This window comes from Streptomyces sp. NPDC087845, assembly GCF_044742755.1.
Lineage (GTDB): Bacteria > Actinomycetota > Actinomycetes > Streptomycetales > Streptomycetaceae > Streptomyces.
On the sequence record NZ_JBIUVC010000017.1, the window covers coordinates 127,894 to 153,059 of the forward strand.

The 25,166-nt window shown below is 72.0% G+C and carries 21 protein-coding genes; 13 read left to right on the top strand and 8 right to left on the bottom strand.

The genetic code is table 11. The annotated features are described in order from the left end of the window. Nucleotides 1-165: 165 nt before the first annotated feature. The 3 genes from ACIOMQ_RS33245 to ACIOMQ_RS33255 all read right to left on the bottom strand — a co-directional run bounded on the left by ACIOMQ_RS33245 (nucleotide 166) and on the right by ACIOMQ_RS33255 (nucleotide 5,072). Entirely contained in the window at nucleotides 166-1,197 is a 1,032-nt protein-coding gene (locus ACIOMQ_RS33245; RefSeq protein ID WP_362204886.1) for an alcohol dehydrogenase, read from the bottom strand. Between the two features lie 168 nt (nucleotides 1,198-1,365). Further along, complete coding sequence (locus ACIOMQ_RS33250; protein ID WP_402191557.1) at nucleotides 1,366-3,225, bottom strand: ABC transporter ATP-binding protein; 1,860 nt, start codon at nucleotides 3,223-3,225, stop codon at nucleotides 1,366-1,368. After that, the gene (locus ACIOMQ_RS33255; protein ID WP_401754052.1) at nucleotides 3,222-5,072 is read right to left on the bottom strand and encodes an ABC transporter ATP-binding protein; all 1,851 of its coding nucleotides are present in this window, start codon (nucleotides 5,070-5,072) and stop codon (nucleotides 3,222-3,224) included. Before ACIOMQ_RS33255 ends, ACIOMQ_RS33250 begins: the two co-directional genes overlap by 4 nt. A 173-nt stretch (nucleotides 5,073-5,245) precedes the next feature. Here ACIOMQ_RS33255 and ACIOMQ_RS33260 point away from each other — a divergent pair, with 173 nt between their 5' ends. Genes ACIOMQ_RS33260 through ACIOMQ_RS33275 form a run of 4 tightly spaced genes read left to right on the top strand, consistent with a single transcriptional unit; the run spans nucleotide 5,246 to nucleotide 8,934 of the window. Beyond that, on the top strand, nucleotides 5,246-6,148 hold the full coding sequence (locus ACIOMQ_RS33260) for an ABC transporter ATP-binding protein (RefSeq protein ID WP_402191561.1): 903 nt from the start codon (nucleotides 5,246-5,248) through the stop codon (nucleotides 6,146-6,148). 1 nt (nucleotide 6,149) lies between these two features. After that, a complete protein-coding gene (locus tag ACIOMQ_RS33265) occupies nucleotides 6,150-6,926 on the top strand; it encodes an ABC transporter permease (RefSeq protein ID WP_362204898.1) in 777 nt (258 codons plus the stop codon). Between the two features lie 45 nt (nucleotides 6,927-6,971). Then, nucleotides 6,972-8,264: a sensor histidine kinase gene (locus ACIOMQ_RS33270; RefSeq protein ID WP_401260927.1), complete on the top strand. Its 1,293-nt coding sequence runs from the start codon at nucleotides 6,972-6,974 to the stop codon at nucleotides 8,262-8,264. Nucleotides 8,265-8,283: 19 nt separating this feature from the next. Further along, complete coding sequence (locus ACIOMQ_RS33275) at nucleotides 8,284-8,934, top strand: response regulator (protein WP_401260924.1); 651 nt, start codon at nucleotides 8,284-8,286, stop codon at nucleotides 8,932-8,934. 22 nt (nucleotides 8,935-8,956) lie between these two features. Here the strand turns inward: ACIOMQ_RS33275 and glgX are convergent, their stop codons facing one another. Next, on the bottom strand, nucleotides 8,957-11,194 hold the full coding sequence (gene glgX / locus ACIOMQ_RS33280; protein ID WP_401754060.1) for a glycogen debranching protein GlgX: 2,238 nt from the start codon (nucleotides 11,192-11,194) through the stop codon (nucleotides 8,957-8,959). A gap of 153 nt (nucleotides 11,195-11,347) precedes the next feature. Between glgX and ACIOMQ_RS33285 the strand changes: the two genes are divergently transcribed. From ACIOMQ_RS33285 to ACIOMQ_RS33315, 7 genes are all read left to right on the top strand, one after another. Continuing rightward, nucleotides 11,348-12,571: an Ig-like domain-containing protein gene (locus tag ACIOMQ_RS33285; RefSeq protein WP_362204907.1), complete on the top strand. Its 1,224-nt coding sequence runs from the start codon at nucleotides 11,348-11,350 to the stop codon at nucleotides 12,569-12,571. A 260-nt stretch (nucleotides 12,572-12,831) separates the two neighbouring features. Then, nucleotides 12,832-14,076 (top strand): Ig-like domain-containing protein, encoded by a 1,245-nt coding sequence (locus ACIOMQ_RS33290; RefSeq protein WP_401938474.1) that lies wholly within the window; start codon nucleotides 12,832-12,834, stop codon nucleotides 14,074-14,076. An 88-nt stretch (nucleotides 14,077-14,164) separates the two neighbouring features. Continuing rightward, complete coding sequence (locus tag ACIOMQ_RS33295) at nucleotides 14,165-14,932, top strand: enoyl-CoA hydratase-related protein (RefSeq protein WP_362204913.1); 768 nt, start codon at nucleotides 14,165-14,167, stop codon at nucleotides 14,930-14,932. A gap of 251 nt (nucleotides 14,933-15,183) precedes the next feature. After that, nucleotides 15,184-15,699, top strand: a complete 516-nt coding sequence (locus ACIOMQ_RS33300) for an ATP-binding protein (RefSeq protein WP_362204916.1) — start codon at nucleotides 15,184-15,186, stop codon at nucleotides 15,697-15,699. 368 nt (nucleotides 15,700-16,067) lie between these two features. Continuing rightward, entirely contained in the window at nucleotides 16,068-16,886 is an 819-nt protein-coding gene (locus tag ACIOMQ_RS33305; RefSeq protein WP_362204919.1) for a polysaccharide deacetylase family protein, read from the top strand. Beyond that, a complete protein-coding gene (locus ACIOMQ_RS33310; protein WP_362204922.1) occupies nucleotides 16,886-18,079 on the top strand; it encodes a YncE family protein in 1,194 nt (397 codons plus the stop codon). Before ACIOMQ_RS33305 ends, ACIOMQ_RS33310 begins: the two co-directional genes overlap by 1 nt. A gap of 90 nt (nucleotides 18,080-18,169) precedes the next feature. Then, complete coding sequence (locus ACIOMQ_RS33315) at nucleotides 18,170-18,778, top strand: ADP-ribosyltransferase (RefSeq protein ID WP_362205021.1); 609 nt, start codon at nucleotides 18,170-18,172, stop codon at nucleotides 18,776-18,778. A 12-nt stretch (nucleotides 18,779-18,790) separates the two neighbouring features. Here the strand turns inward: ACIOMQ_RS33315 and ACIOMQ_RS33320 are convergent, their stop codons facing one another. After that, nucleotides 18,791-19,429, bottom strand: a complete 639-nt coding sequence (locus tag ACIOMQ_RS33320) for a GNAT family N-acetyltransferase (protein ID WP_401260915.1) — start codon at nucleotides 19,427-19,429, stop codon at nucleotides 18,791-18,793. A 176-nt stretch (nucleotides 19,430-19,605) separates the two neighbouring features. On the opposite strand from ACIOMQ_RS33320, the gene ACIOMQ_RS33325 reads away from it, so the two are divergent. Next, entirely contained in the window at nucleotides 19,606-19,821 is a 216-nt protein-coding gene (locus ACIOMQ_RS33325; protein WP_362204930.1) for an EF-hand domain-containing protein, read from the top strand. Nucleotides 19,822-19,894: 73 nt separating this feature from the next. Here the strand turns inward: ACIOMQ_RS33325 and ACIOMQ_RS33330 are convergent, their stop codons facing one another. The 3 genes from ACIOMQ_RS33330 to ACIOMQ_RS33340 all read right to left on the bottom strand — a co-directional run bounded on the left by ACIOMQ_RS33330 (nucleotide 19,895) and on the right by ACIOMQ_RS33340 (nucleotide 23,501). Then, nucleotides 19,895-21,382 carry a carboxylesterase/lipase family protein gene (locus ACIOMQ_RS33330; protein ID WP_401260914.1) on the bottom strand — a complete coding sequence of 496 codons (1,488 nt, stop codon included), beginning with the start codon at nucleotides 21,380-21,382 and terminating at the stop codon, nucleotides 19,895-19,897. 6 nt (nucleotides 21,383-21,388) lie between these two features. Next, nucleotides 21,389-21,811 (bottom strand): alpha-L-rhamnosidase C-terminal domain-containing protein, encoded by a 423-nt coding sequence (locus ACIOMQ_RS33335; protein WP_402128215.1) that lies wholly within the window; start codon nucleotides 21,809-21,811, stop codon nucleotides 21,389-21,391. Nucleotides 21,812-21,992: 181 nt separating this feature from the next. Then, nucleotides 21,993-23,501 (bottom strand): long-chain fatty acid--CoA ligase, encoded by a 1,509-nt coding sequence (locus ACIOMQ_RS33340; protein ID WP_401260912.1) that lies wholly within the window; start codon nucleotides 23,499-23,501, stop codon nucleotides 21,993-21,995. 177 nt (nucleotides 23,502-23,678) lie between these two features. On the opposite strand from ACIOMQ_RS33340, the gene ACIOMQ_RS33345 reads away from it, so the two are divergent. Then, nucleotides 23,679-25,133 (top strand): helix-turn-helix domain-containing protein, encoded by a 1,455-nt coding sequence (locus ACIOMQ_RS33345; RefSeq protein ID WP_362204942.1) that lies wholly within the window; start codon nucleotides 23,679-23,681, stop codon nucleotides 25,131-25,133. The last annotated feature ends 33 nt before the right edge of the window (nucleotides 25,134-25,166 follow it).

Sequence of the window (25,166 nt, forward strand, 5' to 3'; positions counted from 1 at the left end):
CCCGGTGGGGCCTCAGGACCGTGCGCCGGCACCGCCCGCCCGTATCCGAGCCCGGCGCCGGTGCGCGCCCGGTCCCGCCGTCCCGTGTGGCGCACGGCGGGGACGTCCTGGGGGAGTGGTGACGGCCGCGGTGGAGCCGGCCGCTCCTGCGCGGGGCGGGGCGCGTCAGCCGGTGGTGAGCACCATCCGGAAGCGGGCGGCGCCGGACATCATCTTCCGGTACGCCTCGGTGGCCCCGTCCAGCGGCACGGTCTCGGTCATCGGGCGGATCCCGTGCAGGGCGCTGAACGCCAGGGTGTCCTGTACGTCCTGCGCGGTGCCGGACGGGTGGCCCCGGACGACCCTGCCGTCCATGATCAGCTGGGCCGGGCTGATTCCCAGCGGCTCGGGATCCACGCCGATGACCACCAGCTCGCCGCGCGGCGCGAGCCCTTCCACGGTCGCCGTGATGGCCGCGGAGTTGGCGGCGGTGGCCAGGACGACCCTGGCGCCGCCGAGGGCCTGCAGCGCGTCCGCGACGGAGGTGCCCGCCGTGCTGTCGATGTAGTGGTGCGCGCCGAGCTCCTTGGCGAAGTCGGCCTTGGCCGCTCCACGGGCGATGGCCACGGTCTCGAAGCCCATCGCGGCCGCGTACTGCACCCCCAGGTGGCCGAGGCCCCCGATGCCGAGCACGGCGACCAGGTCGCCCGGCCGGGCGGAGCTGCGCCGCAGCCCGTTGTACGTGGTCACGCCCGCGCAGCCGATGGGCGCCGCGTCGGCCGGGGCCAGCGCGTCGGGGATCCGGGCCAGCGCGTCCGCCGGCGCGATCACCCTCTCGGCATACCCCCCGTCGTACGCCCAGCCGGGAATCTTCAGGTTCCGGCACACGATGAAGTCGCCCTGCCTGCAGGGCGTGCAGTGGCCGCAGCTGCCGCCGAACCAGCCCACCGCCACGCGGTCGCCCACCTGCCAGGCGTCCTGCGTCCCCTCACCGAGCTCCTCGATCCGCCCGGCGATCTCATGCCCCGGGACCAGCGGAAACCGTACGCCCGGAAGCGCGGCGTCCACGAAGAGGGCGTCGCTGTGGCAGATCCCGCAGGCGTCCACGGCCACCCGCACGTGGCGGGGGCCCGGCTGCGGCATCTCGCGCTCGACGATCTCGAACGGACCACCGGCGGTGGTGACCTGCGCGGCTCGATAGACGTGGGGGACGCTCATCTGGATCTCTCCGGGATATGGGTGGACGGCCCCCGGAATCAGCAGATCAGCTCCGGCCCGATCGCGCACGCCGGGCGGGGCAGGCGAGGGGCGGGCACGGGCCCCGCCGTCCTGCCCCGTCGCCGCCCCGCGCATCCGCCGGGATCGAGGACCCCGAGCCCGCCCCCGTCACGCCAGGCTCTCCCGCCACGCGCGGTGGAGGCCGGCGAAGCGGCCGGTGCCGCCGATGAGTTCGGACGGGGCGCCGTCCTCCACGATGCGGCCGTGTTCCATCACCAGGACCCGGTCCGCGATCTCCACGGTCGACAGGCGGTGGGCGATCACCACCGCGGTGCGGCCGTGGAGCACCGTGTCCATGGCCCGCTGCACCGCCCGTTCGCCGGGAATGTCCAGCGAGCTCGTCGCCTCGTCGAGGATCAGCACCGACGGGTTCGCGAGCAGAGCCCGGGCGAACGAGACCAGTTGGCGCTGGCCGGCCGAGATCCGGCCGCCCCGCTTGCGCACGTCCGTCTCGTACCCCTCGGGCAGCCCGGCGATGAAATCGTGTGCGCCGATCGCCTTGGCGGCCTGCTCGATCTCCTCGCGGGTGGCGTCCGGGCTGCCGATCGCGATGTTCTCCGCGACCGTCCCGGAGAACAGGAAGGTCTCCTGGGTCACCATCACCACACCCCGCCGCAGCTCGGGCACGGCCAGATCCCGCAGATCGGTCCCGTCGAGCAGGACCCGGCCCTCGGTCGGGTCGTAGAAGCGGGCCAGCAGCTTGGCGAGCGTCGACTTGCCCGCGCCCGTCGAACCGACCACCGCCACGGTCTGCCCGGCCGGGACCGTCAGATCGAAGCGGGGCAGCACCTCGCCGCCCGTCCGGTAGGCGAAGCGGACCGAGTCGAAGACGACCTCGCGGCCCGGGTGCGCACCGGCGAGCGCGGGCAGCTCGACCGGATTCGGCGTCTCGGGGACGGAAGGGGTCTGGGCCAGCAGGCCCGCGATCTTCTCCAGTGAAGCGGCGGCCGACTGGTAGGAGTTGAGGAACATGCCGAGCCGGTCGATCGGGTCGTAGAGGCGGCGCAGATAGAGCACGGCCGCGGCCAGCACACCGAGCGCCAGGGTGCCCGATGCCACGCGGTACGCACCCCACAGCACGATCCCGGCGACCGCCGTGTTGGCGACCAGCCGGGAGCCGACGACATAGCGGCCCATCTCCAGCATCGCGCCGCCGTTCGACTGCCGGTGAGCGTTGTTGAGGCCCTCGAAGTGCGCGTCGTTGATGTGCTCGCGGCGGAAGGCCTGCACGGGACGGATGCCGTTCATCGACTCGGCGAACTTCACGATGACCGCGGCGATCGCCGAGGACCGTGCGGCGTAGAGCACTCCGGCCCGCCGCTGGAAGCGCCGCACCAGCAGATACAGCGGGACGAAGGACAGCACGGCCAGCGCGCCCAGACCGAAGTCCAGCCAGAGCAGCATCAGTGAGATGGAGACGAACGAGAGGACGACGCCGATCAGTTCCTGGAGTCCTTCGCTGAGCAGCTCCCGCAGCGACTCCACGTCCGTGGTGGACCGGGAGATCAGCCGGCCCGAGGTGTAGCGCTCGTGGAAGTCCACGCTCAGGGCCTGTGCGTGACGGAAGATCCGCCCGCGCAGATCGAGCAGCGCGTCCTGGTTGATCCGGGCGGAGGCCATGATGAACGTGTACTGCATGGCCCCGGCGACGGCCGAGCACAGCGCGTACCCCACGGCCACCGCGATCAGCGGCCCGTAGTCCTTGTCCCGGAAGGCGGGCACACCGCTGTCGATGGCGTACGCGACGAGCAGCGGGCCCGCCTGCACCGCCGCCTGCTGGATCAGCAGCAACAGCGCGACCAGCGCCACCCGGGCCTTCATCGGCCGCAGCAGCGATCTCAGCAGTGCCCCGGTCGCGCCGGGCGGGGTGGGCAGGTCGTCCCGGTCGAACCGGTCCCCGGCGGCCTCGGGACCCGTGGCGTCCGCCGGGTCCTGGGCGGGGGCCGGGTCCGTCGTCGTACTGGTCATTGGGTGCCCTTCTCGGCGAGGAGGTCCTCGGCGGACAGATCGGGGAAGGCGTCCTCGGCGGGCGCGTCCGGTGCGCCTTCGGTGCCCGACATCAGCCACGCGTACTCGGCGCTGCTGCGCAGCAGTTCCTGATGGGTGCCCACGGCGGTGATCCGCCCCTGCGAGAGCAGCGCCACCCGGTCCGCGAGCATCACGGTGGACGGCCGGTGCGCGACCACGATCGCCGTGGTCTCCGCCAGGACCTGCCGCAGGGCGGCCTCCACCAGCGCTTCCGTGTGCACGTCCAGCGCGGAGAGCGGATCGTCCAGGACCAGGAAGCGCGGCCGGCCGACCACGGCACGGGCCAGCGCGAGCCGTTGCCGCTGTCCGCCGGAGAGGCTGAGCCCCTGCTCGCCGACCTGGGTGCCGATGCCCTCGGGCAGGTCGTACACGAAGTCGGCCTGGGCGACGGCGAGCGCCCGGCGCAACTCGTCGTCCCCGGCGCCCTCGGCGCCCATCAGCACGTTCTCCCCGACGCTCGCCGAGAAGAGCGTCGGCTCTTCGAAGGCCACCGACACCAGCTCGCGCAGCCGCTCCCGGGGCATGGCGGTGATGTCCGCACCGTCCAGGGTGATCCGCCCCGCGGTGGCCTCGTGCAGCCGCGGCACGAGGGCGGTGAGCGTCGTCTTCCCGGAACCCGTGGCCCCGACCAGGGCCATCGTCTCGCCGGGCCGGATCCGCAGATCGATCCGGGACAGCACGGGCGCGGAGCCGGGCTCCGCGTCGGGATAGCGGAACTCCACGCCCTCGAAGACCATTTCGCCCCGGGCCGACTCGCTCTCCCGGGCCTGCCCGTCCACGCCGGACGCGTCCGCCTCCTCGGCCACGTCCATCACCTCGAAGAACCGCTCGGTCGCCGTCGCCGACTCCTGGCTCATCGCCAGCAGGAAGCCGATCGACTCGATCGGCCAGCGCAGCGCGAGCGCGGTGGAGAGAAAGGCGACCAGGGTGCCCGCGGAGAGGCCGCCGTCCGCGACCTGGACCGTGCCGAGCACCAGCGCCGCACCGATGGCCAGCTCCGGGAGCACGGTGATGGAGGCCCAGATGCCCGCGAGGAGACGGGCCTTGGCCAGCTCCGTGGTGCGCAGCCGCTGCGTGAGGGAACGGAAGGCGAGGGCCTGGCTGCGGTGCCGGCCGAAGCCCTTGATGATGCGGATGCCGAGCACGCTCTCCTCGACGACCGTCGTCAGATCGCCGACCTGGTCCTGGGCCCGGCGCGCCACGGCCGAGAACTTCGTCTCGAAGACCAGGCAGATGATCATCAGCGGCGCCGCCGGCGCGAGCAGCACCAGCCCCAGCGTCCACTGCTGCATCAGCAGAATGACGAAGCCGATCAGGACCGTCGCCCCGTTGACCAGCAGGAAGGTCAGCGGGAAGGCCAGGAACTGACGCAGCAGCATCAGATCCGTGGTCGCGCGCGAGAGCAACTGCCCCGAAGGCCAGCGGTCGTGGAACGCCACCGGCAGCCGTTGCAGATGCCGGTACAGATCGGCCCGCATCGACGCCTCGACCCCGGCCAGCGGCCGCGCCACCATCCATCGCCGCACCCCGAACAGCGCGGCCTCGCCGATGCCCAGCAGCAGCAGATACAGCGCGCCGAGCCAGACCCCGCCGGGGTCGCGGTCCGCCACCGGGCCGTCGACCATCCACTTCAGCACGAGGGGAATCACCAGGCCGACGCAGGACGCGGCGATCGCGACCAGAGCGGCGCCGAACAGGCGCTTGCGCACCGGCTTCACATAAGGCCACAACCGCAACAGGGACTGAACGGTGGACCGATCCTTGGGCTCTGCATGTTCTTCGGGCATCACAGTCGAGCCTACGGTTCACCCCTGACATCGCTCATGTGGTTTTCCGGCCGACGGGAGGTGGCTCCGCCCCGGGGAGCGCAGGTCGTATCCCGTATCAACCGATCGGCTGATGCCGCTTCGAGCGCGATGGACGATGGTGCGCCCCTCCCCGCGACGCGATGCTCTTGGGCATGGCAATCATCGAAGCGAACGGGGTGCACAAGGCGTACGCCGGGCGCACCGTGGTCGACGGAGTGAGCTTCGCCGTCGACGAGGGGGAGATCTTCGGGATCCTCGGTCCCAACGGCGCGGGCAAGACCACCACCGTCGAGTGCATCGGGGGACTGCGGGTCCCCGACGCCGGTACGGTCCGCGTCGCCGGACTCGACCCCGTCGCCGACCACGACCGGGTCACCCGGCTGCTCGGCACCCAGCTCCAGGAGAGCGAGCTCCAGCCCAAGATCACCGTGGCCGAGGCGCTGGAGCTCTACAGCGCCTTCTACCCCGCCCCCGCCGACTGGCGCGTGCTGGCCGAACGGCTCGGTCTGCACACCATGTACGGCACCCGCTTCGCCAAGCTGTCCGGCGGTCAGAAGCAGCGGCTGTCCATCGCGCTCGCCCTGGTCGGCAACCCGCGGGTGGTGGTGCTCGACGAGCTGACCACCGGGCTGGACCCACGGGCCCGCCGGGACACCTGGAAGCTGATCGAGGACGTACGCGACAGTGGCGTGACGGTCCTTCTGGTCACCCACTTCATGGAAGAGGCCAGACGTCTCTGCGACCGTGTCGCCGTGATCGACAAGGGCAAGGTCGTCGCCCTGGACACCCCGGCCGGACTGATCGGCCGGGCCGACAGCTCCACGGTCATCTCCTTCACCCCGTCACAGCCACTGGACGACACCGACCTGGGCGCGCTGCCCGGAGCGGTCTCCACGGAGCGGAAGGACGGCCGCATCGTCATCCACGGCACCGACGAGACGGTCAACGCGGTGATCTCGCTGCTGGCCCTCCACCGCGTCACCGCACACCAACTCCGCGTCTCCGAGGCAACGCTGGACGACGCCTTCCTCGACCTCACAGAACAGGCGGCCTGAGATGACCACGGCGAACCCGGCCACGGCGACGGACGGGCCGACCCCATGGGCGGCGGTGCTCAGGACCGAGACCCGGCTCTTCCTCCGCGAACCCGGCGCCCTGTTCTGGATCGTCGTCTTCCCGACCGCGCTCCTGACGATCCTCGGCCTCATCCCCTCCTTCGGAGAACACAAGGACGAACTCGGCGGCCGGCGCGTCATCGATCTGTACGTACCGGTGGCGGTCCTGCTCGCCATGATCATGGCCGGACTCCAGGCCATGCCGCCCGTCCTCACCGGCTACCGCGAACGCGGCATCCTGCGCCGGATGTCCACCACTCCGGTGCGTCCCTCCGCGCTGCTCACCGCGCAGATCGCCCTGCACGGTGCCGCCGCCCTCGCCTCCGCCGCACTGGCGATGACCGTCGGCCGGATCGCCTTCGGCGTCGAACTGCCCGGACAGCCCGTCGGCTACGCCCTGGCGCTGCTCCTGTCGACCGCGAGCGTGCTGACCCTCGGCGCACTGCTCTGCGCCCTCTCCCGTACGGCCAAGGCGTCCGCCGCCATCAGCTCGGTCGTGAACCTCCTGATGATGTTCACCGCCGGGGTCTGGATCCCGGTGCAGACCATGCCCGACACCCTCCGGCGCATCGTCGAGGCCACCCCGTTCGGCGCGGCCTCCCAGGCACTGGACCGGGCAGCGTCCGGCGGCTGGCCCGGCTGGGTACAGCTGGGCGTCATGGCGCTCTGGGCGGCCCTGGTGACTCTCCTCGCGACCCGCCTGTTCCGGTGGGAGTGAGCGCGATTCCGGGGAGGCGGGCGGGGAAGCGGGGAGACTTCACCCATGGACACGGGGGATGCAGCAACGACGACCACCACCGGACCGACGACGGCCGCGCAGTGGTGGGAACGGTTCTTCCGGTACGGGCCGTACGGTCTGCTCGGCCTGGGCACCGCGGTCTCGGCGGTGACCGCCCCCCTCATCATGTCCCGCTCGGACGTACACGTCGCCGCGGCGCTGGCCCCGGCGGCGCTCGTCCTCCAGCTCTGGTGGGGGCGGGTCCGGCAGAGCGTTCCCCCGAAGTCGCGGGCGGCGCAGTTCTACTTCGTCGCCCGCACGGCGCTCGCCCTCGGACTGACCGAGTGCAACCCGTTCTTCTCCATGTTCGCGGTTCTCGGCTACTTCGACGCCGGCCGCCTGCTTCCGCACCGGGCCGTCAGAGCCGGGCTGCTGGCCACCGCCGTCATCATGGCGGGCTCGCAGTCCGGCAGCGGTCTCCCGCCGGCCGATCTCATGAACTGGGTAGCCTTCGGTGTCCTCTTCGCCCTGCACGCGACCCTCACCATGGTGTTCGCCCAGATCGGCGACCGGGAGGCCGAGCAGACCCGCGCCCAGGTCGACACCATCGCCGAACTGGAGTCGGCCAACGCCCGCCTCGAACAGGCCCTCGCGGAGAATGCCGGCCTGCACGCCCAACTCCTCGTCCAGGCCCGCGAGGCGGGCGTCGCCGACGAGCGCCGACGGCTGGCCGCCGAGATCCACGACACCCTCGCACAGGGCCTGACCGGCATCATCGCCCAGCTCCAGGTGGTGACTTCGGTCGCCGGCACCGACCCGGCCCTGGCCCGGCAGCACCTCGACCGCGCCGCCGCCCTCGCCCGGCACAGCCTGGGCGAGGCGCGCCGCTCGGTACACGACCTGGTTCCCGCCGCCCTGGAGCACGACGACCTCCCCGGCGCGCTGAAGAAGACGGTCGCCGGCTGGGGGGAACACCAGGGGATCCGGGCCGATTTCACCGTCACCGGTACCGTCGAGCCGGTCCACGACGAGATAGCCGCCACCCTGCTCCGCATCGCCGAGGAGGCCCTCGCCAACGCCGGCCGCCATGCCGGGGCCTCGCGGGTCGGCATCACCCTGTCCTTCATGGGCGACGAACTCACCCTGGACGTACGGGACGACGGCCGCGGCTTCGACCCGGCCGCCCTGCCGCCGTACCGCCGCGGCGCGGGCGGCTTCGGGCTCGGCGGCATGCGGGCCCGCGCCGAACGCGTCGCGGGCACCGTCGAGGTGGAGACCGAGCCGGGCCGCGGAACGGCGGTCTGCGCCCGGGTGCCCCTGGTCCGCAACAGCCGATGACCAGTACGGTTGGCCTGCCATGGCTGAGGATTCCGCACGCGTCATCACGCTCGTCGTCGTCGACGACCACCCCGTCGTACGGGACGGTCTGCGCGGCATGTTCGATTCCGATCCGGGGTTCCGGGTCCTCGGGGAGGCGTCGAACGGGGTGGCGGGCGTCGACCTCGTGGCCCGGCTCGACCCCGATGTCGTCCTGATGGACCTGCGGATGCCGGGCGGCGGCGGAGTCCCCGCCATCGCCGAACTGACCGGACGCGGAGCCCGGTCCAAGGTGCTCGTCCTCACCACGTACGACACCGACTCCGACACCCTCCCCGCGATCGAGGCCGGCGCGACCGGCTATCTGCTCAAGGACGCGCCGCGCGACGAGCTGTTCACCGCCGTCCGCGCCGCCGCCGACGGCCGCACCGTGCTCTCGCCCGCCGTCGCCTCCCGCCTCGTCTCACGGGTGCGCACCCCGTCGGCCCCGGGCAACGAGTCGCTGTCGGCCCGTGAGCGCGAGGTGCTCGAACTCGTCGCGAAGGGCACCTCGAACCGTGAGATAGCCGCCGAGCTGTTCATCAGCGAGGCCACCGTGAAGACCCACCTCACCCATGTCTTCGCCAAGCTGGGCGCCAAGGACCGGGCCGCCGCCGTCGCGATCGGCTACGACCGGGGCATCCTCGGCTGACCCCGGGACGGCTGAGCGCCCCTCACTCCCCGACCCGGAGCAGCAGCACCGACCTGGCCGGCACGGTCAGTGTCCCGTCACCCGGGTGGACGGTGCCGGGAGCCGCGGTCTGGTCCTCCCGCGAGGTGTCCAGGACCAGTTCGTAGCTCCGCGCCCACGGCGGGCCGGGGAGCCGGAAGCCGCTCGGCCGGTGGTCCGCGTGCAGGATCGCCAGAAAGCTGTCGTCCGTGACGGGTTCGCCGTGCACGTCCCGGCCGGGGATGTCGCGACCGGAGAGATAGAGCCCGACCGTCGCGGCCGGCGCGTACCAGTCCTGCTCCGTCATCTCCTCGCCCTGCCGGGTGAACCACGCCAGGTCCCGCAGCCCGTCCGCCGCCTGCGCCCGCCCGGAGAAGAAGGCACGGCGGCGCAGCACCGGATGGGTGTGGCGCAGGGCGAGGACCCGGGAGGCCAGCTCGGTCAGCGCCCGCCACTCGGGCCGGTCGAGCAGGGACCAGTCCAGCCAGCCGACCTCGTTGTCCTGGCAGTACGCGTTGTTGTTGCCGCGCTGCGTACGGCCCATCTCGTCGCCCGCGACCAGCATCGGCACGCCCGTCGACAGCAGCAGTGTGGTCAGCAGGTTGCGCAGCTGGCGGCGGCGCAGCGCGTTGACGGCGGGTTCGTCGCTCTCGCCCTCGGCGCCGCAGTTCCAGGCCCGGTTGTCCGAGGTGCCGTCCCGGTTGCCCTCGCCGTTGGCCTCGTTGTGCTTCTGTTCGTAGCTGACCAGGTCGCGCAGGGTGAAGCCGTCGTGCGCGGTGACGAAGTTGACCGAGGCGTACGGCCGCCTGCCGCCCCACGCGTACAGATCGCTGGATCCCGTCAGCCGGTAGCCGAGATCCCGTACGTCGGGCAGGGCGCCGCGCCAGAAGTCCCGTACGGCGTCCCGGTAGTGGTCGTTCCACTCGGTCCACAGCGGGGGGAAGGCGCCGACCTGGTAGCCGCCGCTGCCGACGTCCCACGGCTCGGCGATCAGCTTCACCCGGCGCAGCACCGGGTCCTGGGCGATCACCGCGAGGAACGGGGAGAGCATGTCGACGTCGTGCATCGAGCGGGCCAGCGCGGCCGCCAGGTCGAAGCGGAAGCCGTCGACGCCCATCTCGGTGACCCAGTAGCGCAGCGAGTCCGTGATCAGCCGCAGGACGTGCGGCTGGACCACGTGCAGGGTGTTGCCGCAGCCCGTGTAGTCCGCGTATCTGCGGGCGTCGGGCTGGAGGCGGTAGTAGCCGCGGTTGTCGATGCCGCGCAGCGACAGCATCGGGCCCAGTTCGCCCGCCTCCGCCGTGTGGTTGTAGACCACGTCGAGGATCACCTCGATCCCGGCGTCGTGCAGGGCCCGTACCATCCGCTTGAACTCGCCGACCTGCTGGCCCGCGGTGCCGCTGGCCGAGTAGTCGGCGTGCGGGGCGAAGTAGCCGATGGAGTTGTAGCCCCAGTAGTTGCGCAGGCCGCGCCGGAGCAGATGGTCCTCGTGGGCGAACTGATGCACCGGCAGCAGCTCGACCGCCGTGACCCCGAGCCGCCGCAGATGCCCGATGGCCGCGGGATGGGCGAGACCCGCGTAGGTGCCCCGCAGCTCCTCGGGGATCTCGGGGTGCAGCTTGGTGAAGCCGCGCACATGCAGCTCGTAGATGACGGAGTCCGCCCACGGGGTCTTGGGCCGGCGGTCCTCGGCCCAGTCGTCGTCGTCATGGACGACGACGCCCTTGGGGACGTACGGAGCGGAGTCCCGTTCGTCGCGCACGGTGTCGGCGACCTGCTGGTGCGGCCAGTCCCTCACATGGCCGTACACCTCGGCCGGGAGGGTGAACGAGCCGTCCACGGCACGCGCGTACGGGTCGAGGAGCAGCTTCGCCGCGTTCCAGCGGGCACCGGTCCAGGGGTCCCAGCGGCCGTGCACCCGGTAGCCGTACCGCTGACCCGGCCGTACGCCCGGCACGAAGCCGTGCCAGATCTCATGGGTCAGTTCGGTCAGCGGGAGGCGCCTCTCGCCTCCCTCCTCGTCGAAGAGGCAGAGCTCGACGGCCTCCGCACCGCCCGCCCAGAGCGCGAAATTGGTGCCCGCCACCCCGTCCGGGCCCACCCTGAAGCGGGCCCCGAGCGGCGTCGGGGCGCCCGGCCACACGGTGGCCGGCCCGGCCGTCGGCGCGCTCTGCCGCCCCGCCGGCGCCCCGGCCTCCCGCACTGTTTCCTGCACTGCTGCCTGCTCGGCTGCGCTCGACACCTGCTCGCCTCCCGCGGCTCGTGGGGACCGGCACCGAAGAGGAGCGCACGGCGTCCCGGCCGTGGTCCTTTGCGTGTGGTCCTCCCCTCTGTTCTGCCCACACCGGCGCCGGGACTCACGTTTCCCCCGACCGGCCCCCGTCGTTGGGGGGATGTGAACCACGTAGCGAAGAGGGCGGTGGCGAGCTCGGCCGCCGTGCTGACATGGGCAGGACTACTCACCGTGCCGGCCCTCCTGAGCGGCTGCACCGGCGCCGGTTCGGTCTTCAGCGGGAAGGCACACTCCCCGCAGGACACGATCCTGATCACCCCGCGCGACGGGGCGAGGGACATCGGCCCCGACGACCGCTTGGAGGTGAAGGTCCCCGACGGGCGGCTGGAGAGCGTCGAGGTGAAGCGGACCGAGGACGCGCGGAGCCAGGAGGTGACGGGCCGGATCGCGCAGGACGGCCTCTCCTGGTCACCCCGGGGGAGGACGGGCCGGCTCGGGCTCGCCGCCAAGTACAGCGTCGACGTGGTCGCCGTGGACGGCTCCGGGCACCGCTCGGCCCGCCACACGACGTTCACCACGGTGGTCCCCGATCACCGCTTCATCGGTTACTTCAAGCCGGAGAACCGTTCCACGGTCGGCACCGGAATGATCGTTTCCTTCGCCTTCAACCGCCCGGTCAAGAACCGCGCGGCCGTGCAGAGGGCCATCCGGGTCACCTCCGTTCCGGCGGTCGAGGTGGTGGGGCACTGGTTCGGCGACAGCCGCCTCGACTTCCGCCCCGCCGCCTACTGGGTGCCGGGCACCGAGGTCACCGTGGCGATGGGGCTGCGCGATGTGGAGGGCGCGCCGCACGTGTACGGCACCCAGGACAAGAAGGTCGCCTTCACGGTGGGCCGTTCCCAGACGTCCCGGGTCGACGCGGCCGCACACACCATGGAGGTACGCCGCGACGGCCGGCTCGTCTCCACGGTTCCGATCACGGCGGGCTACCCCGGTATGGAGACGTACAACGGGAAGATGGTGGTCAGCGAGATGCACGACGTGACCCGGATGGACGGCCGCACGGTCGGCTTCGGCGGGGAGTACGACATCAAGGACGTGCCGCACGCCCTCCGGCTCACCGACTCCGGAACGTTCCTGCACGGCAACTACTGGTCGGACGACGACGTCTTCGGCTCGGCCAACGTCAGCCACGGCTGCGTCGGGCTGCGCGACGTGCGGGGCGGCGGCAGCGACACCCCGGCCGGCTGGTTCTTCGACCGGACGCTCATCGGCGATGTGGTCGAGGTCGTCAACTCCAAGGACAAGCGGGTCGCGCCGGACAACGGTCTCGGAGGCTGGAACCTGGACTGGAAGCAGTGGAAGGCCGGCTCCGCCCTCCGCTGACGACCCGTCGGATCGCCCGGGTCTGTCCGGCGTACCCGCTCGTGGACAGGCCCTCGCCCGGCGCCGTCGCGCCCGCACCCCGTGCCACCTGGAGAAGTCCCCGGAGGAGTTGGGACTGAACGGTGACATTCCGCGGGGTCATTTCCTCACGACCGGTGTGATTATCTTTCGCTGAGCGCGCATGTGCAGCGCGCGGGGGAGGGGGCCGAGGGCCCCCAGGGCCTTGGCGGGACCGGGCCGTGTGAGGGGAGACGAGCACATTGAACGGGCAGCCGATATCGGGGGCATCGGCCGGGGCGGACAGCGGGCGGCGTGGACGTGGGGCCACCGGACTGCTGGCTCTGGTACTGGGTGCGCTGCTGATGCTGGTGACGGCGTGCGGCGGGGGAGACGACGCCGGCAGCGCGGGCAAGGGCGGGGCGAAGGTGGGCGACACCGCCGCCTCGCAGGCCGTGGTGACCGTCGCGCCGAAGGACGGGGCGGACTCCGTCGCCACCAGCGGAGCGCTGAAGATCTCCGCCGAGCAGGGGAAGCTGACGACGGTCAAGGTCGCCGGCCCCAAGGGCGCCGAGGTCGAGGGCCGGATCGCGGCGGACGGCACGAGCTGGACGCCGGACCAGCATCTGGCCGCGGCGACCAAGTACACGGTCCACGCGGTCGCCAAGGACGCGAAGGGCCGTGAGTCGGCCAAGGACACCAGCTTCACGACGCTGGTCCCGCAGAACACCTTCATCGGGCAGTACACCCCGGAGGACGGTTCCACGGTCGGCGTCGGCATGCCCGTCTCGATCCACTTCACCCGCGGCATCACCGACCCGGCCGCGGTCGAGAAGGCCATCAAGGTGACCGCCGAGCCCTCCGTACCGATCGAGGGCCACTGGTTCGGCAACGACCGCCTCGACTTCCGCCCGGCGGACTACTGGGCCGCGGGCACCAAGGTGAGCGTGAAGCTCGACCTCGACGGCGTCGAGGGGCGTCCGGGTGTCTACGGCAAGCAGACCAAGACGATCTCCTTCACCATCGGCCGCCGGCAGGTCAGCACCGTCGACGCGAGCACGCACCGGATGAAGGTCGTCCGCGACGGCAAGCAGATCAGGGACATCCCGATCTCCGCGGGCGCCCCGGCGACCACCACGTACAACGGTCAGATGGTCATCAGCGAGAAGCTCAAGGTGACCCGGATGAACGGTGACACCGTGGGCTTCGGCGGCGAGTACGACATCAAGGACGTGCCGCACGCGATGCGGCTGTCCACCTCGGGCACCTTCATCCACGGCAACTACTGGGGCGGCTCCGGCGTCTTCGGCTCGGCCAACACCAGCCACGGGTGCGTCGGCCTGCAGGACGTGCGCGGCGCCTGGAGCAAGAAGACCTCGGCGGCCTGGTTCTTCGACAACTCGCTCATCGGCGACGTCGTGGTCGTGAAGAACTCGAAGGACCGGACGATCCAGCCGGACAACGGCCTCAACGGCTGGAACATGTCCTGGTCGGAGTGGACCAAGTAGTACCCGTCGCAACCGGACACGGGCGGGCCCGGTGCTGTGACCAACAGCACCGGGCCCGCCGTCGTTAGCGCCGGTTAACCTGCCTCCCATGACCGTAACCCTCGAAGTGACCGACGGCGTCGGCACGATCCTGCTGGACCGTCCGCCCATGAACGCCCTGGATGTCGCCACCCAGGACCGGCTGCGCGAACTCGCCGAGGAGGCCACCCGGCGCGACGACGTGCGTGCCGTGGTCCTCTACGGCGGCGAGAAGGTGTTCGCGGCGGGCGCGGACATCAAGGAGATGCAGGTGATGGACCATACGGCGATGGTCGTACGGTCCAAGGCGCTCCAGGACTCCTTCACCGCGGTGGCCCGGATCCCCAAGCCCGTCGTCGCCGCGGTCACCGGCTACGCGCTGGGCGGCGGCTGCGAGCTGGCGCTCTGCGCCGACTTCCGGATCGCCGCCGACAACGCCCGGCTGGGCCAGCCCGAGATCCTGCTCGGGCTGATCCCCGGCGCGGGCGGCACCCAGCGCCTCGCCCGGCTGGTCGGCCCCTCCCGGGCCAAGGACCTGATCTTCACCGGCCGCCACGTGAAGGCCGAAGAGGCCCTGACGATCGGTCTGGTGGACCGCGTGGTGCCCGCCGCCGAGGTGTACGAGCAGGCGCACGCCTGGGCCGCCCGGCTGGCGAAGGGGCCGGCCCTCGCGCTGCGCGCCGCCAAGGAATCCGTCGACGCCGGCCTGGAGACGGACATCGACACCGGGCTCACGATCGAGCGGAACTGGTTCGCGGGTCTGTTCGCCACCGAGGACCGGGAGCGCGGAATGCGCAGCTTCGTGGAAGAGGGTCCGGGCAAGGCCAAGTTCCTCTGACCGGAAGTCAGTTGGGCACAGACTGACGCGGGTTCATCCGTGCGGGCGGATTGGCTGGGCCTTGAGGGAACCTTGGGGCCCAGCTCTCCGAAGGGGCGGACAGCCCCGCTCGGACGCCGTATTCATGCAGGTCAGCATGGGTGCGGGGGGCTGCGTTCTGCCAGTGGCATATGCCTTTCGACCGCTGGGGAAGAGTGCGTTCCGGGGTGCGGATTCCCGCGGAACGGCCCCGGAGCTCCCGCCTTGCGGCCATGATGGTGTGCATGGCGGGCCTGGAGGGTGTGGAACAGCCGCGACCGCACAGCGGCGCGACAGCGGCACGCTGGATGCCGACCGTCGAGGACGAACAGGCGTTCAAGGCGCTGGAGTTGTTCGGAAATCCGGCGGAGGGTGAAGTCCGGCTGCCCTCCCGCCCGGAGTCCGCGGCCACCGCCCGGCGGCTGACGTCGTGTGTGGTGCTGCGTCAGTGGGCGCTCTCCCCGCAGACCGCCGAGTACGCCGTGCTGCTCGTCTCGGAGCTCGTCGGCAACGCGGTGCGGCACACCGGCGCCCGGGTCTTCGGGTTGCGGATGCTGCGCCGCCGCGGCTGGATCAGGATCGAGGTGCGCGACCCCTCGCGTGGACTGCCGTGCCTGATGCCCGTCCGGGAGATGGATGTGAGCGGGCGGGGGCTCTTCCTCGTCGACAAGCTCTCCGACCGGTGGGGCGTGGATCTGCTGCCGCGCGGCAAGACGACCTGGTTCGAGATGCGGACCTCCGACCGCTGATCCCCGGCCGATCCCCGGTGGCGCGTGCCCGGGACGCACAGAAGCCCCCGGTCCGCCGTGGTGGGGCGCTTCGGGGGCTGCTGTGTGGGGGCCGTGACATGGGGGGTGTGTTCACGGCCGCTTGTGACGACCGGGCTCGGGTCGATGCGGTCGTGTCACCGACTATGGCAGACGGGCGACCTCTCCGCCAAAGGTGCAAATGGGGCATCTATCTATTTAGTGGGGCATTTCTGAGGTGAATCGCAGGTGTTATGGGTCACTTGCCTGGAAAACCATGAATATTTATGGGATTCGTTGAGTGATTCATTCGCGTCGCCCATAAGGCTGAATTGTTATCCCCCATCCATTTCGCCCCTATTGTTCTGCGCATGAACGCCTCCGACGCACCGGTGCACCGCCGCAGCGCCCTGCGCGCGGGAGCAGGGGCCGTCCTCGCCGGCGCCCTGACCGCCGGCTGCGCGGACCGCGGCGACGCCGCCGGTACGTCGGCCAAGACCGTCACGACCGCGGCGAGCCCGAAGAAGGACTCCGCGACCACCGGACCCCCGGCCCCGCGCCCCGCGCCCGCCCCGCGCCGCTTCCCCGGGCAGCCGGTCCAGATCGAGCACGGCCCCCGCGACCGCGGCCGCGTCGCCCTCACCTTCCACGGCCAGGGCGACCCCGCCGTCGCCAGGACCGTACTCGCCGAGGCCGAACGGGCCCACGCACGGATCACCGTCCTCGCCGTCGGCAGCTGGCTCGACGAACACCCCGAGATGGCCCGCCGCATCCTCGACGGCGGCCACGACCTCGGCAACCACACCCAACGCCACCTCGACATCTCCACGATGGGCGAGGCCGAGGCGTACGCGGAGATCACCGGCTGCGCCCAGCGGCTGCGCCGGCTCACCGGCTCCATCGGCACCTGGTTCCGCCCCTCGCGCACCCGGTACGCCACCCCGCTCGTCCAGCGGCTCGCCGCCCGTGCGGGCTACCCGCACGTCCTCTCGTACGACGTGGACTCCCTCGACTTCACCTCTCCCGGCGCCGCGGCCGTCACCCGCAAGGTGGCCGGGGAGATCCGCAACGGATCGGTGGTGAGCCTGCATTTCGGCTACGCGGACACGGTCGCCGCCCTGCCTCTCCTCCTCACCGAAATCGACCGCCGCCAACTGCGCGCGGTGACGACCACGGAGCTGCTGACCTGATGCTTCCCTCCACCAAGCACACCGCGGCCCTGCTCGGGGGCGTCCTCCTCGCCGTCCTCACCGGCTGCGGCTCCCCCGCCGAGAAGGGGAGCGGCGAGGCCGTCGGCAGCGAGGCCGCCGCCCCGCCCGTCGAAACGGAACGCGCCGCACGGCCCGTGCCGCCGGGGCTGCCCGGCATGCCGCCGGTGCTCGACGCCAAGGACGTCTACGCGGCCGACCGGCCGGGGAAGCTCTCCCCGGTCGTCAAGGACTTCCCGTCCCGGGTGTACGTCCCCAACACCAACTCCGACACGGTGTCGGTGATCGACCCGGCGACGTACAAGGTCATCAGGACCATCAAGGTCGGCCGCCAGCCGCAGCACGTCGTCCCGTCCTGGGACCTGAAGACCCTCTGGGTCAACAACGACATCGGCGACAGCCTCACGGCCATCGATCCCGCCACCGGGAAGGTGGGCCGCACGGTGCCGGTCTCCGACCCGTACAACCTCTACTTCACCCCGGACGGCAGATACGCCGTGGTGATGGCCTCGATGGACCGCCAACTGGTCTTCCGCGACGCCCACACCATGAAGACGGTCAAGACCCTCCCGGTCGGCTGCGCGGGCGTCAACCACGCCGACTTCTCCACGGACGGCCGGTACTTCATCGTCTCCTGCGAGTTCTCCGGCGAACTCCTCAAGGTCGACACGGCGAAGATGAAGGTCGTCGGCCACCAGAAGCTGCCCTTCAAGGGCGCGATGCCGCAGGACGTGAAGCTGTCGCCCGACGGCGGCACGTTCTACATCGCGGACATGATCGCCAACGGGGTGTGGGTGCTGGACGGGACGAAGTTCACCACCCCGAAGCTGCTGCCCACCGGCAAGGGCGCCCACGGCCTCTACGTCAGCCGCGACTCCAAGGAGATGTACGTCTCCAACCGGGGCGAGGGCTCCATCTCGGTCTTCGACTTCGGACAGCGCAAACTGGTGAAGAAATGGCGTCTGCCGGGCGGCGGAAGCCCCGACATGGGCGGAGTCTCGGCCGACGGCAAGGTCCTCTGGCTGAGCGGGCGCTACAACTCCGAGGTGTACGCGATCGACACCGCCAGCGGCAAACAGCTCGCCCGGATCCCGGTGGGCAGCGGCCCGCACGGACTCGCGGTCTACCCGCAGCCGGGCCGCTACTCGCTCGGCCACACCGGCGTCTTCCGCTGACGGTCCGGCGTCAACACCCCGCCGGACACGCTCGCCTTCGGGTGACACTCCACGGCCCGGCGTCGCACTGCCGGGACAGTGACCAACATGATGATCACTTCTCGTCTGCGGCGCCGGGCCGCAGTTGCCGTTCTCTCCTTCTCCGCCGTACTCGTCCCCGCCGCCGCCACCGAGGCCGCCCCCGCCGCCGCTCCCGCAGCGGCCGCGTTCAAACCCGGTGGCTGCCCGGTCGTCGCCGACCACCTCTTCGCCGCCGCCGACCCGGTGGACATCGACCGGATCACCCCCCGGCCCTCCTGGCGGGACAACTGCCGCCAGCTCTACCGGGCGGACGGCCGGGGCCCGATGACCGTCTTCGACGAGGGCTTCCACGCCAGGGACATCGTCTACGGCCAGTACGACCTGGAGAAGTACGTCCTGGCCAACCAGCCCTCGCCGTTCGTCTCCACCACGTACGACCACGACCTGTACAAGCGGTGGAAGAGCGAGTTCAACTACTACATCGACGCCCCCGGTGGCATCGACGTGAACAAGACGATCGGCGACACCCACAAGTACGCCGACCAGGTGGAGGTCGCCTTCCCCGGCGGTGTCGACCGGAAGTTCATCGTCGGGGCGTGCCCGATCGACCAGGCGAAGAAGACCGAGATCATGAACAAGTGCGTCGACAACCCGCACTACAAGCCGTGGCGCAGCTGATCCGCTGAGCACTCACTCCGCGACCAGCAGGGCCTCCGAGCCCACCGGCCGGTAGCCCGCCGCCTGGAACGTCCGCACACTGCGGGCGTTCCCCGGCGACTGCTGCGCCCAGACCGCCGAGTCCGGCACCAGATGCCGGGCCGCCCGCGCCAGCCGTTCGCCCAGCCGCCGGCCGCGCGCCTCCTCGTCCACCTCGATCGCCGTCTCCCAGCGCCCCGCGACTCCCCGGCCGAGGATCACCACACCGCCGTCGGCGGACCAGACCCGCACCTCGTCGCGGTACTTCATGGCCCGCGCCACCCGAGGATGCTCCGGGTCCTTGATCTCCCGCAGCGCGATCTCCGGCTCGCCCGGCAGCGCGTCCGCGACCGTCAGCAGATCGATGGTGTTCATCTGCCGGCCGCTGCGGGCCAGCAGCGCGGACAGGAAGTACGGATGCATCGTCGCGGCGAGCGCGTCTCCCGGGGCGGCGTCCAGTACGGACCGCACCCACCGGGGGTCCTCGTCGGTGAACACCACCGAGTGCGCGGTGAACGCCAGCACCCCCGCGTCCCGGGCACCGGGCTGCCCCACCACCGTCGTCGACCCGTCCGGCGGCGGAAACCGCCCGCTCGCGGCGGCCGTCAGGATCCGTGCCAGTGCGTCGTCCATCTGCGTCCCGCTCCCCGGTCCGGACCACGGTCCGCCGGGCGGCGGACACCCCACCCATGATCGACGACCGGCCGCCGCGACCGCCACCCGTCGCGCCCGTTAATCTGACCCCCGTCAGAAAGACACTGGTCAGACTTTGACCAGGCATGGGTGAGGCACTGCGAAGGGGCGGAACTGTGGCGGACATCGAGTCGGCACGCAAGGCATTCGAGCGGTTCGATCTGAACGGCGACGGGCTGATATCGGCCGCCGAGTACAAGAGCGTGATGGCTCAGCTCGGCGACCCCTACGTCACCGAGCCGGTGGCGCAGGCCGTCATCAACTCGCACGACGCCAACGGCGACGGGCTGCTCACGTTCGACGAGTTCTGGGCGGCGCAGAACAAGAGCTGATGGCCGGGAGGACCCCCGGCCGACCGGCCGGGGGCCGCCGATCGCGCTCTCGTCCGCGCCGTGGAGACCGGCGTCAGGCGTTCCTCCGGTACGGTGCCCAGCCGCGCAGTTCCTCGTCGCGCGGGGCGCGCACCACGGCAGGGGCTCCCGGGCCGAAGCCCATCACCGGGCGGGACGTGTCCCAGGCCGGCCAGCCGGGATCGCCGGAGGCGGCGAACCGCACCCACGCCGCGTGCATCGCGTCGGCCAGTTCCTGCGGGGCGTCCTCGCCGGCCAGGGCCACCGCGTCGGGCCGGTCCAGCGTGTCGAAGACGAAGCCGATCTCCAGCCCGTGACAGGCGCCGAGCCGCAGTACGGGCGACGGCCAGCCGAACTCGTAGAGATGAGTGCTCCCCGCAGCGCCGGCGCGGGCGTCGGCCACCCGGTTCAGCGGGACGCGCAGCAGCAGATCGGTGGCGAGCGCCCCGAGCAGCTCGCCCGGTGTGGCACCGGGCCGGTTCGCCCGGTACGTACGCGTCGTGGTGCCCGGCACCTTGAACTTCAGCAGGGCCAGCCGCAGTTTGATCCTGGACAGCCCCTCCGTCAGACCGCTCGGCACGAACCAGAGCCGGTACTCCTCACTGTTGGCGCCCATCAGCAGATCGACGTCGTCCGCGGCACCGTCCAGCAGCGCTTCGAGCGGATCGCGGGGCAGCAGGTCGCCGTCCACCACGATCTGGAAGGAGTTCCCGCCGGTCAGCGGGGAGCCGCCGGACGTCACCTCGGTCTGCGCGGCCAGGAGCCGCTCCGGGTCCACCGCGGCCAGCTCCCCGGCCGTCGCCCCGACCCCCAGCCGCTTCGCGATCAGCTCCGTGGTGCGGCGGGCGGCGCCGTCCAGGGGAAGCGCGGAGGGCGGGCCGCTCTGCAGCACCGCACGCCGGAACAGCCCCTTGGCACGTGGCGCGGCCAGCAGCGCGGCGATGCTGATGGCCCCCGCCGACTCGCCGCACACCGTGACCAGGTCCGGATCGCCGCCGAACGCGGCGATGTTGTCCCGCACCCAGGCCAGCGCCGCGAGCTGATCGAGCAGCCCCCGGTTGGCGGGCGCGTCCGGGAACACCCCGAACCCCTCCATGCCCAGGCGGTAGTTGACCGACACGAGGACCACGCCGTCACGGGCGAACGCCGCCCCGTCGTACAGCGGCACGGCCGACGAGCCGTGCAGCAGCGAACCGCCGTGGATCCAGACGAGAACGGGCAGCCCCGCACGGGCCGGGGACGGTGTCCACACATTGAGGTTGAGGCAGTCGTCGCCCGGCACCTCGGGATCGGGCAGCAACCGGTCCAGCGGCGGGGCGTACGGCCGCTTGGGCGCGGTCGGCCCGAACGCCACCGCGTCGCGCACCCCCTCCCACGGCTCGGGCGGCTCGGGTGCCCGGAAACGCCGGGCGCCGACCGGTGCGGCCGCGTACGGGATCCCGCGGAAGACGGCGACACCGTGCTCCAGCGTGCCGCGCACCGCCCCGTGGGCCGTGCCGACCCGCGGTGACGTCTCGGATATGGGAGGGGGTACGGCGGACATGAGGCTTCAGCCCTTCTGCGGTGCGGAGCCGGCGAGTGCGACGCTCGACGAGCCGGACGGATGGTGGGTGAGGGAGCCGTCGGGGTGCAGTACCTCCACCGGCACCGGTGACTCGATACGTACCCGGTCCGGGGCCGCGTCGACCCGGACCAGGCCCTGCGGGGTCGGCACCGCGCCCCGGGCACCGGACAGCGCGCCGAGCCGTGGAGCGACCCGCACCCGGGCGTATCCGGGCTCGGCCGGGGTGACACCGAGCGTGTACACCAGCAGATCACGGCTGGGCGTGGCCGACCATCCGTGGCAGTACGAACCGCCCTCCCAGCACTCCCGGAACGCGGAGCCGCCGGTGCTCAGCAGTGCCGCCGGGCGTTGGTCGGAGGGTCTGCCGTCCGTGCTGGCCGGGGAGAGGGGGCGCGCGGGGGCGGTCATGGCGGACGTGGCTCCGGTCGTCGTCGGTCGGGGCGTCGGCGGGTGGCCCGGCGGAGCGGGAGGTGGCGGTGGGTTCGGGGAGGAGTGGCGAAGGGGGAAGTAGCGGTGGGTTGGGGGAGGAGCGGTGGAGGGGGAGGCGGTGGTGGGTTCGGAGAGGAACGGCGAAGGGGGAGGCGGCCGTTCAGGAGGAGGTTGCCGTCAGCGCGCGTTTGAGGACCTTGCCGGTCGGGCCGAGCGGCAGCGTCTCGGTGAACCGCACGATCCGCGGGTACTTGTGCCTCCCGAGCCGGTCCCGGGACCAGGCGATCACGTCCTCCTCCGTCACCGCGCCGGCCTCCGCGCGCAGCACGACCACCGCGCAGATCTCCTCTCCGCGCGCCTCGTCCGGCACCCCGATCACCGCGACCTCGGAGATCGCCGGATGGCGTACCAGCACCTCTTCGACCTCGCGCGGATAGATGTTGAAGCCGCCCCGGATGACCAGGTCCTTCTTCCGGTCGACGATGCTCAGGAAACCGTCCTCGTCCCGCACCCCGAGATCCCCGGTGCGGAACCAGCCGTCGACGACTGCGGCTGCCGTCGCGGCCGGATCGTCGAGATAGCCCGCGAAGACGTTGTGCCCGCGCACCACGACCTCGCCGACCTCCCCCTCCGGCAGCAGCACCACGGCGTCCTCCACCGCCGCGTCCGCGATACCGATCTCCACGCCCCAGACCGGGTGGCCGACCGTCCCGGGGCGACGGCCGAGCGCCGGCTGGTTGAAGGTGGCGACGGGGGAGGTCTCGGTCAGCCCGTACCCCTCCAGGACCTGCGTCGCGAAGGCCTCCTCGAAGCGTTCGAGCACGGCGACGGGGAGCGCGGCGCCGCCCGAGACGGCCGCGCGCAGCGTGAGACGGTGCGTGGTGTCGTCCCGTGCCGTGGCGTCCTGTACCGCCGCCTCGACGAGTGCGTGATACATCGTGGGCACGCCCATGAAGACGCTCACGCCCTCGGCGGCCAGCAGCTCCAGTGCGCCCGCGCCGCTGAAGCGCCGCATGAGCACGAGCGTCGCCCCCGCCCGCAGCGTCGCGTTCATCGCGCAGGTCTGCCCGTAGCTGTGGAACAGGGGCAGACAGCCCAGGATCACGTCGTCGCCGGTCAGCCCCAGCAGGTCGTGGGCGGTCACGGACGCGTTCATCACGATGTTGAAGTGGGTGAGCAGCGCACCCTTCGGCCGCCCGGTCGTGCCACTGGTGTAGAGCACCACCGCGATGTCGTCCGGCGCCGCGGGCTCCGGCGCGGGCAGCGGGTCCCCGTCCGTCGGTACGCCGCGCACGGCCCGTACCCCCGCGGCACGCGCCCCCTCCTCGGCCACCGGCCACAGCGGACCACCGCTGATCAGCGCGACGGAGCCACTGTGCCGCAGCACGTACGCCACCTCGTCGGCCACCAGCAGCCCGTGCACCGGTACGACCGCGGCCCCGGCGGCGAGCGCCCCGTAGTACGCGTACAGGAAGTCCGCCGAATTCGGCAGCAGCACCGCCACCCGGTCGCCCGGACGCACACCGGAGGCCCGCAGCGCGCCCGCGCAGCGCAGCGCCCGCGCCCACAGCTCCCGGTAGGTGAGCCGGGTGTCCGCATCGACCACGGCGACGCGGTCGGGATATCTGCGGGCCGACTCACCGAGGACAGTGGCGACGCTGAGAAACATGACACGCTCCAGGAAACACGGCGTTTACAGGGCTACTGCTGCTCAGAATCAGCCGTCGGCCGCCTCCGCACAATGTGCAGGTGCCCACCATGCACACAACCCACCTGGGCAGCAGCCCCTCGGGCGGGTACGGGGCAAGGCATCCGCCTAAAGGGCGGGCGGCGCTAACCTTCCGGCATGGCGGACAAACCCGGGGCCCGGATCCCTCGCGGCGACGACCACGGCAGCGGCGAGGACGGCGAACTGCGCCGCGTCCTGGCCCTCGCCCTGCTGCCCGAGATCGACGAACTGACCCGGCGGGTCGTCGACGACATCCACGCGCACAGCGGCACGTACGCGTCCGGCAGGCCGGTCACCCGGGGCGATCTGCGGGAGATCTGCCGCGACAACCTGCTGCGGGCGCTGGAGGACTTCGGCGGACTGCCCCCCAGCGGGGGCGACTTCGAGCACGCGGCGCGCGAGACGGGACGGCGGCGCGCGGAGCAGAACGTACCGCTGGACACCGTGCTCCAGGCCTACCGGCGTGGCGGCCGGGTGATGTGGCAGGTGATGGCGGAATACCTGCGGGCCGCACGGGGCGGTCGGGACGACGGGGCCGGCGGCGCCGACAGGGCTGGTGGAGGCAGTGGGGCCGGTGCCGCCGGCCGGGACGGCCGAGGCGGCCGGGGCGTTCGGGGCGGGGGTGTCCCGGGGGCCGGAGGGGCCGGGCGGCGGGGGCAGGACGCCGTGCGTGCGGTCGCGGGCGACCGGGACACCGAGCTCGACATGGCGGGCGCCGTGTGGGAGACCATCGACCGCTACTCGCTCGTGATGGCGGAGTCCTACCGGCTGACCCAGCTGGAGATGCAGGGCCGCCAGGACACCCGCCGGGTCGCCCTCTTCGAGGCCCTGCTCGACGGGCGCGGGGACGACCCGGCGGTCGCCGCGGCGGCCGCCGCCGCGCTCGGCGTGCCGGTCCACGACCGGTACGTCATCGTCGTCGCCGCCCAGGACCCGGCCGCACCACCCAACCCGGCGCCGGTCCTCGACGACCACGGCATCTGGTCCTTCTGGCGGCCGCGGTCGGGCCGTTACGCGGGAATCGTGCGGCTGGCCGCGGGGGAGTCCGGCATACTGCTCGACCTGCTGCGCCACCGCACCGGCGCCACCGCCGGCGTGTCACCGGAGTTCGACCGGCTCGCCCAGGCGGGGCGGGCCCTGCGGCTGGCCGAACAGGCCCTGCGTACGCTGCCCGCCGGAAGCGGCGAGGCGGCGGGGTTCGACGACCGGCTGGCGGAGGTCCTCCTCGTCGGCCGGCCCGAGATCGCCGAGCGCATCGTCACCACGCAACTCGGCGCCGTCCTGGACACGGCGGCCGAACGCGAGGCGCTGCTCGGCACGTTGCGGGTCTGGCTCGACAACGGCTGCTCGGCGGCGCGCGCCGCCGAGCAGCTCTACTGCCACCGCAACACGGTCCTCAACCGGATCGGCCGGATCGCCGAACTCACCGGCCGCTCCGCGGAGTCGGGCGAGGCCCGGCTGGGCTGGGCGCTGGCCCTGAGAGCACTGCCACTGAGGGGAGCCGAGGGCGAACCGGCGCCCACGGACGCCTACTCGGGCCGGTCGGACCCGCCGGACAGCGGAGAGTCCTGACGGCCAGGGCGGCGCTGGGCCGGGGCGGTGCGG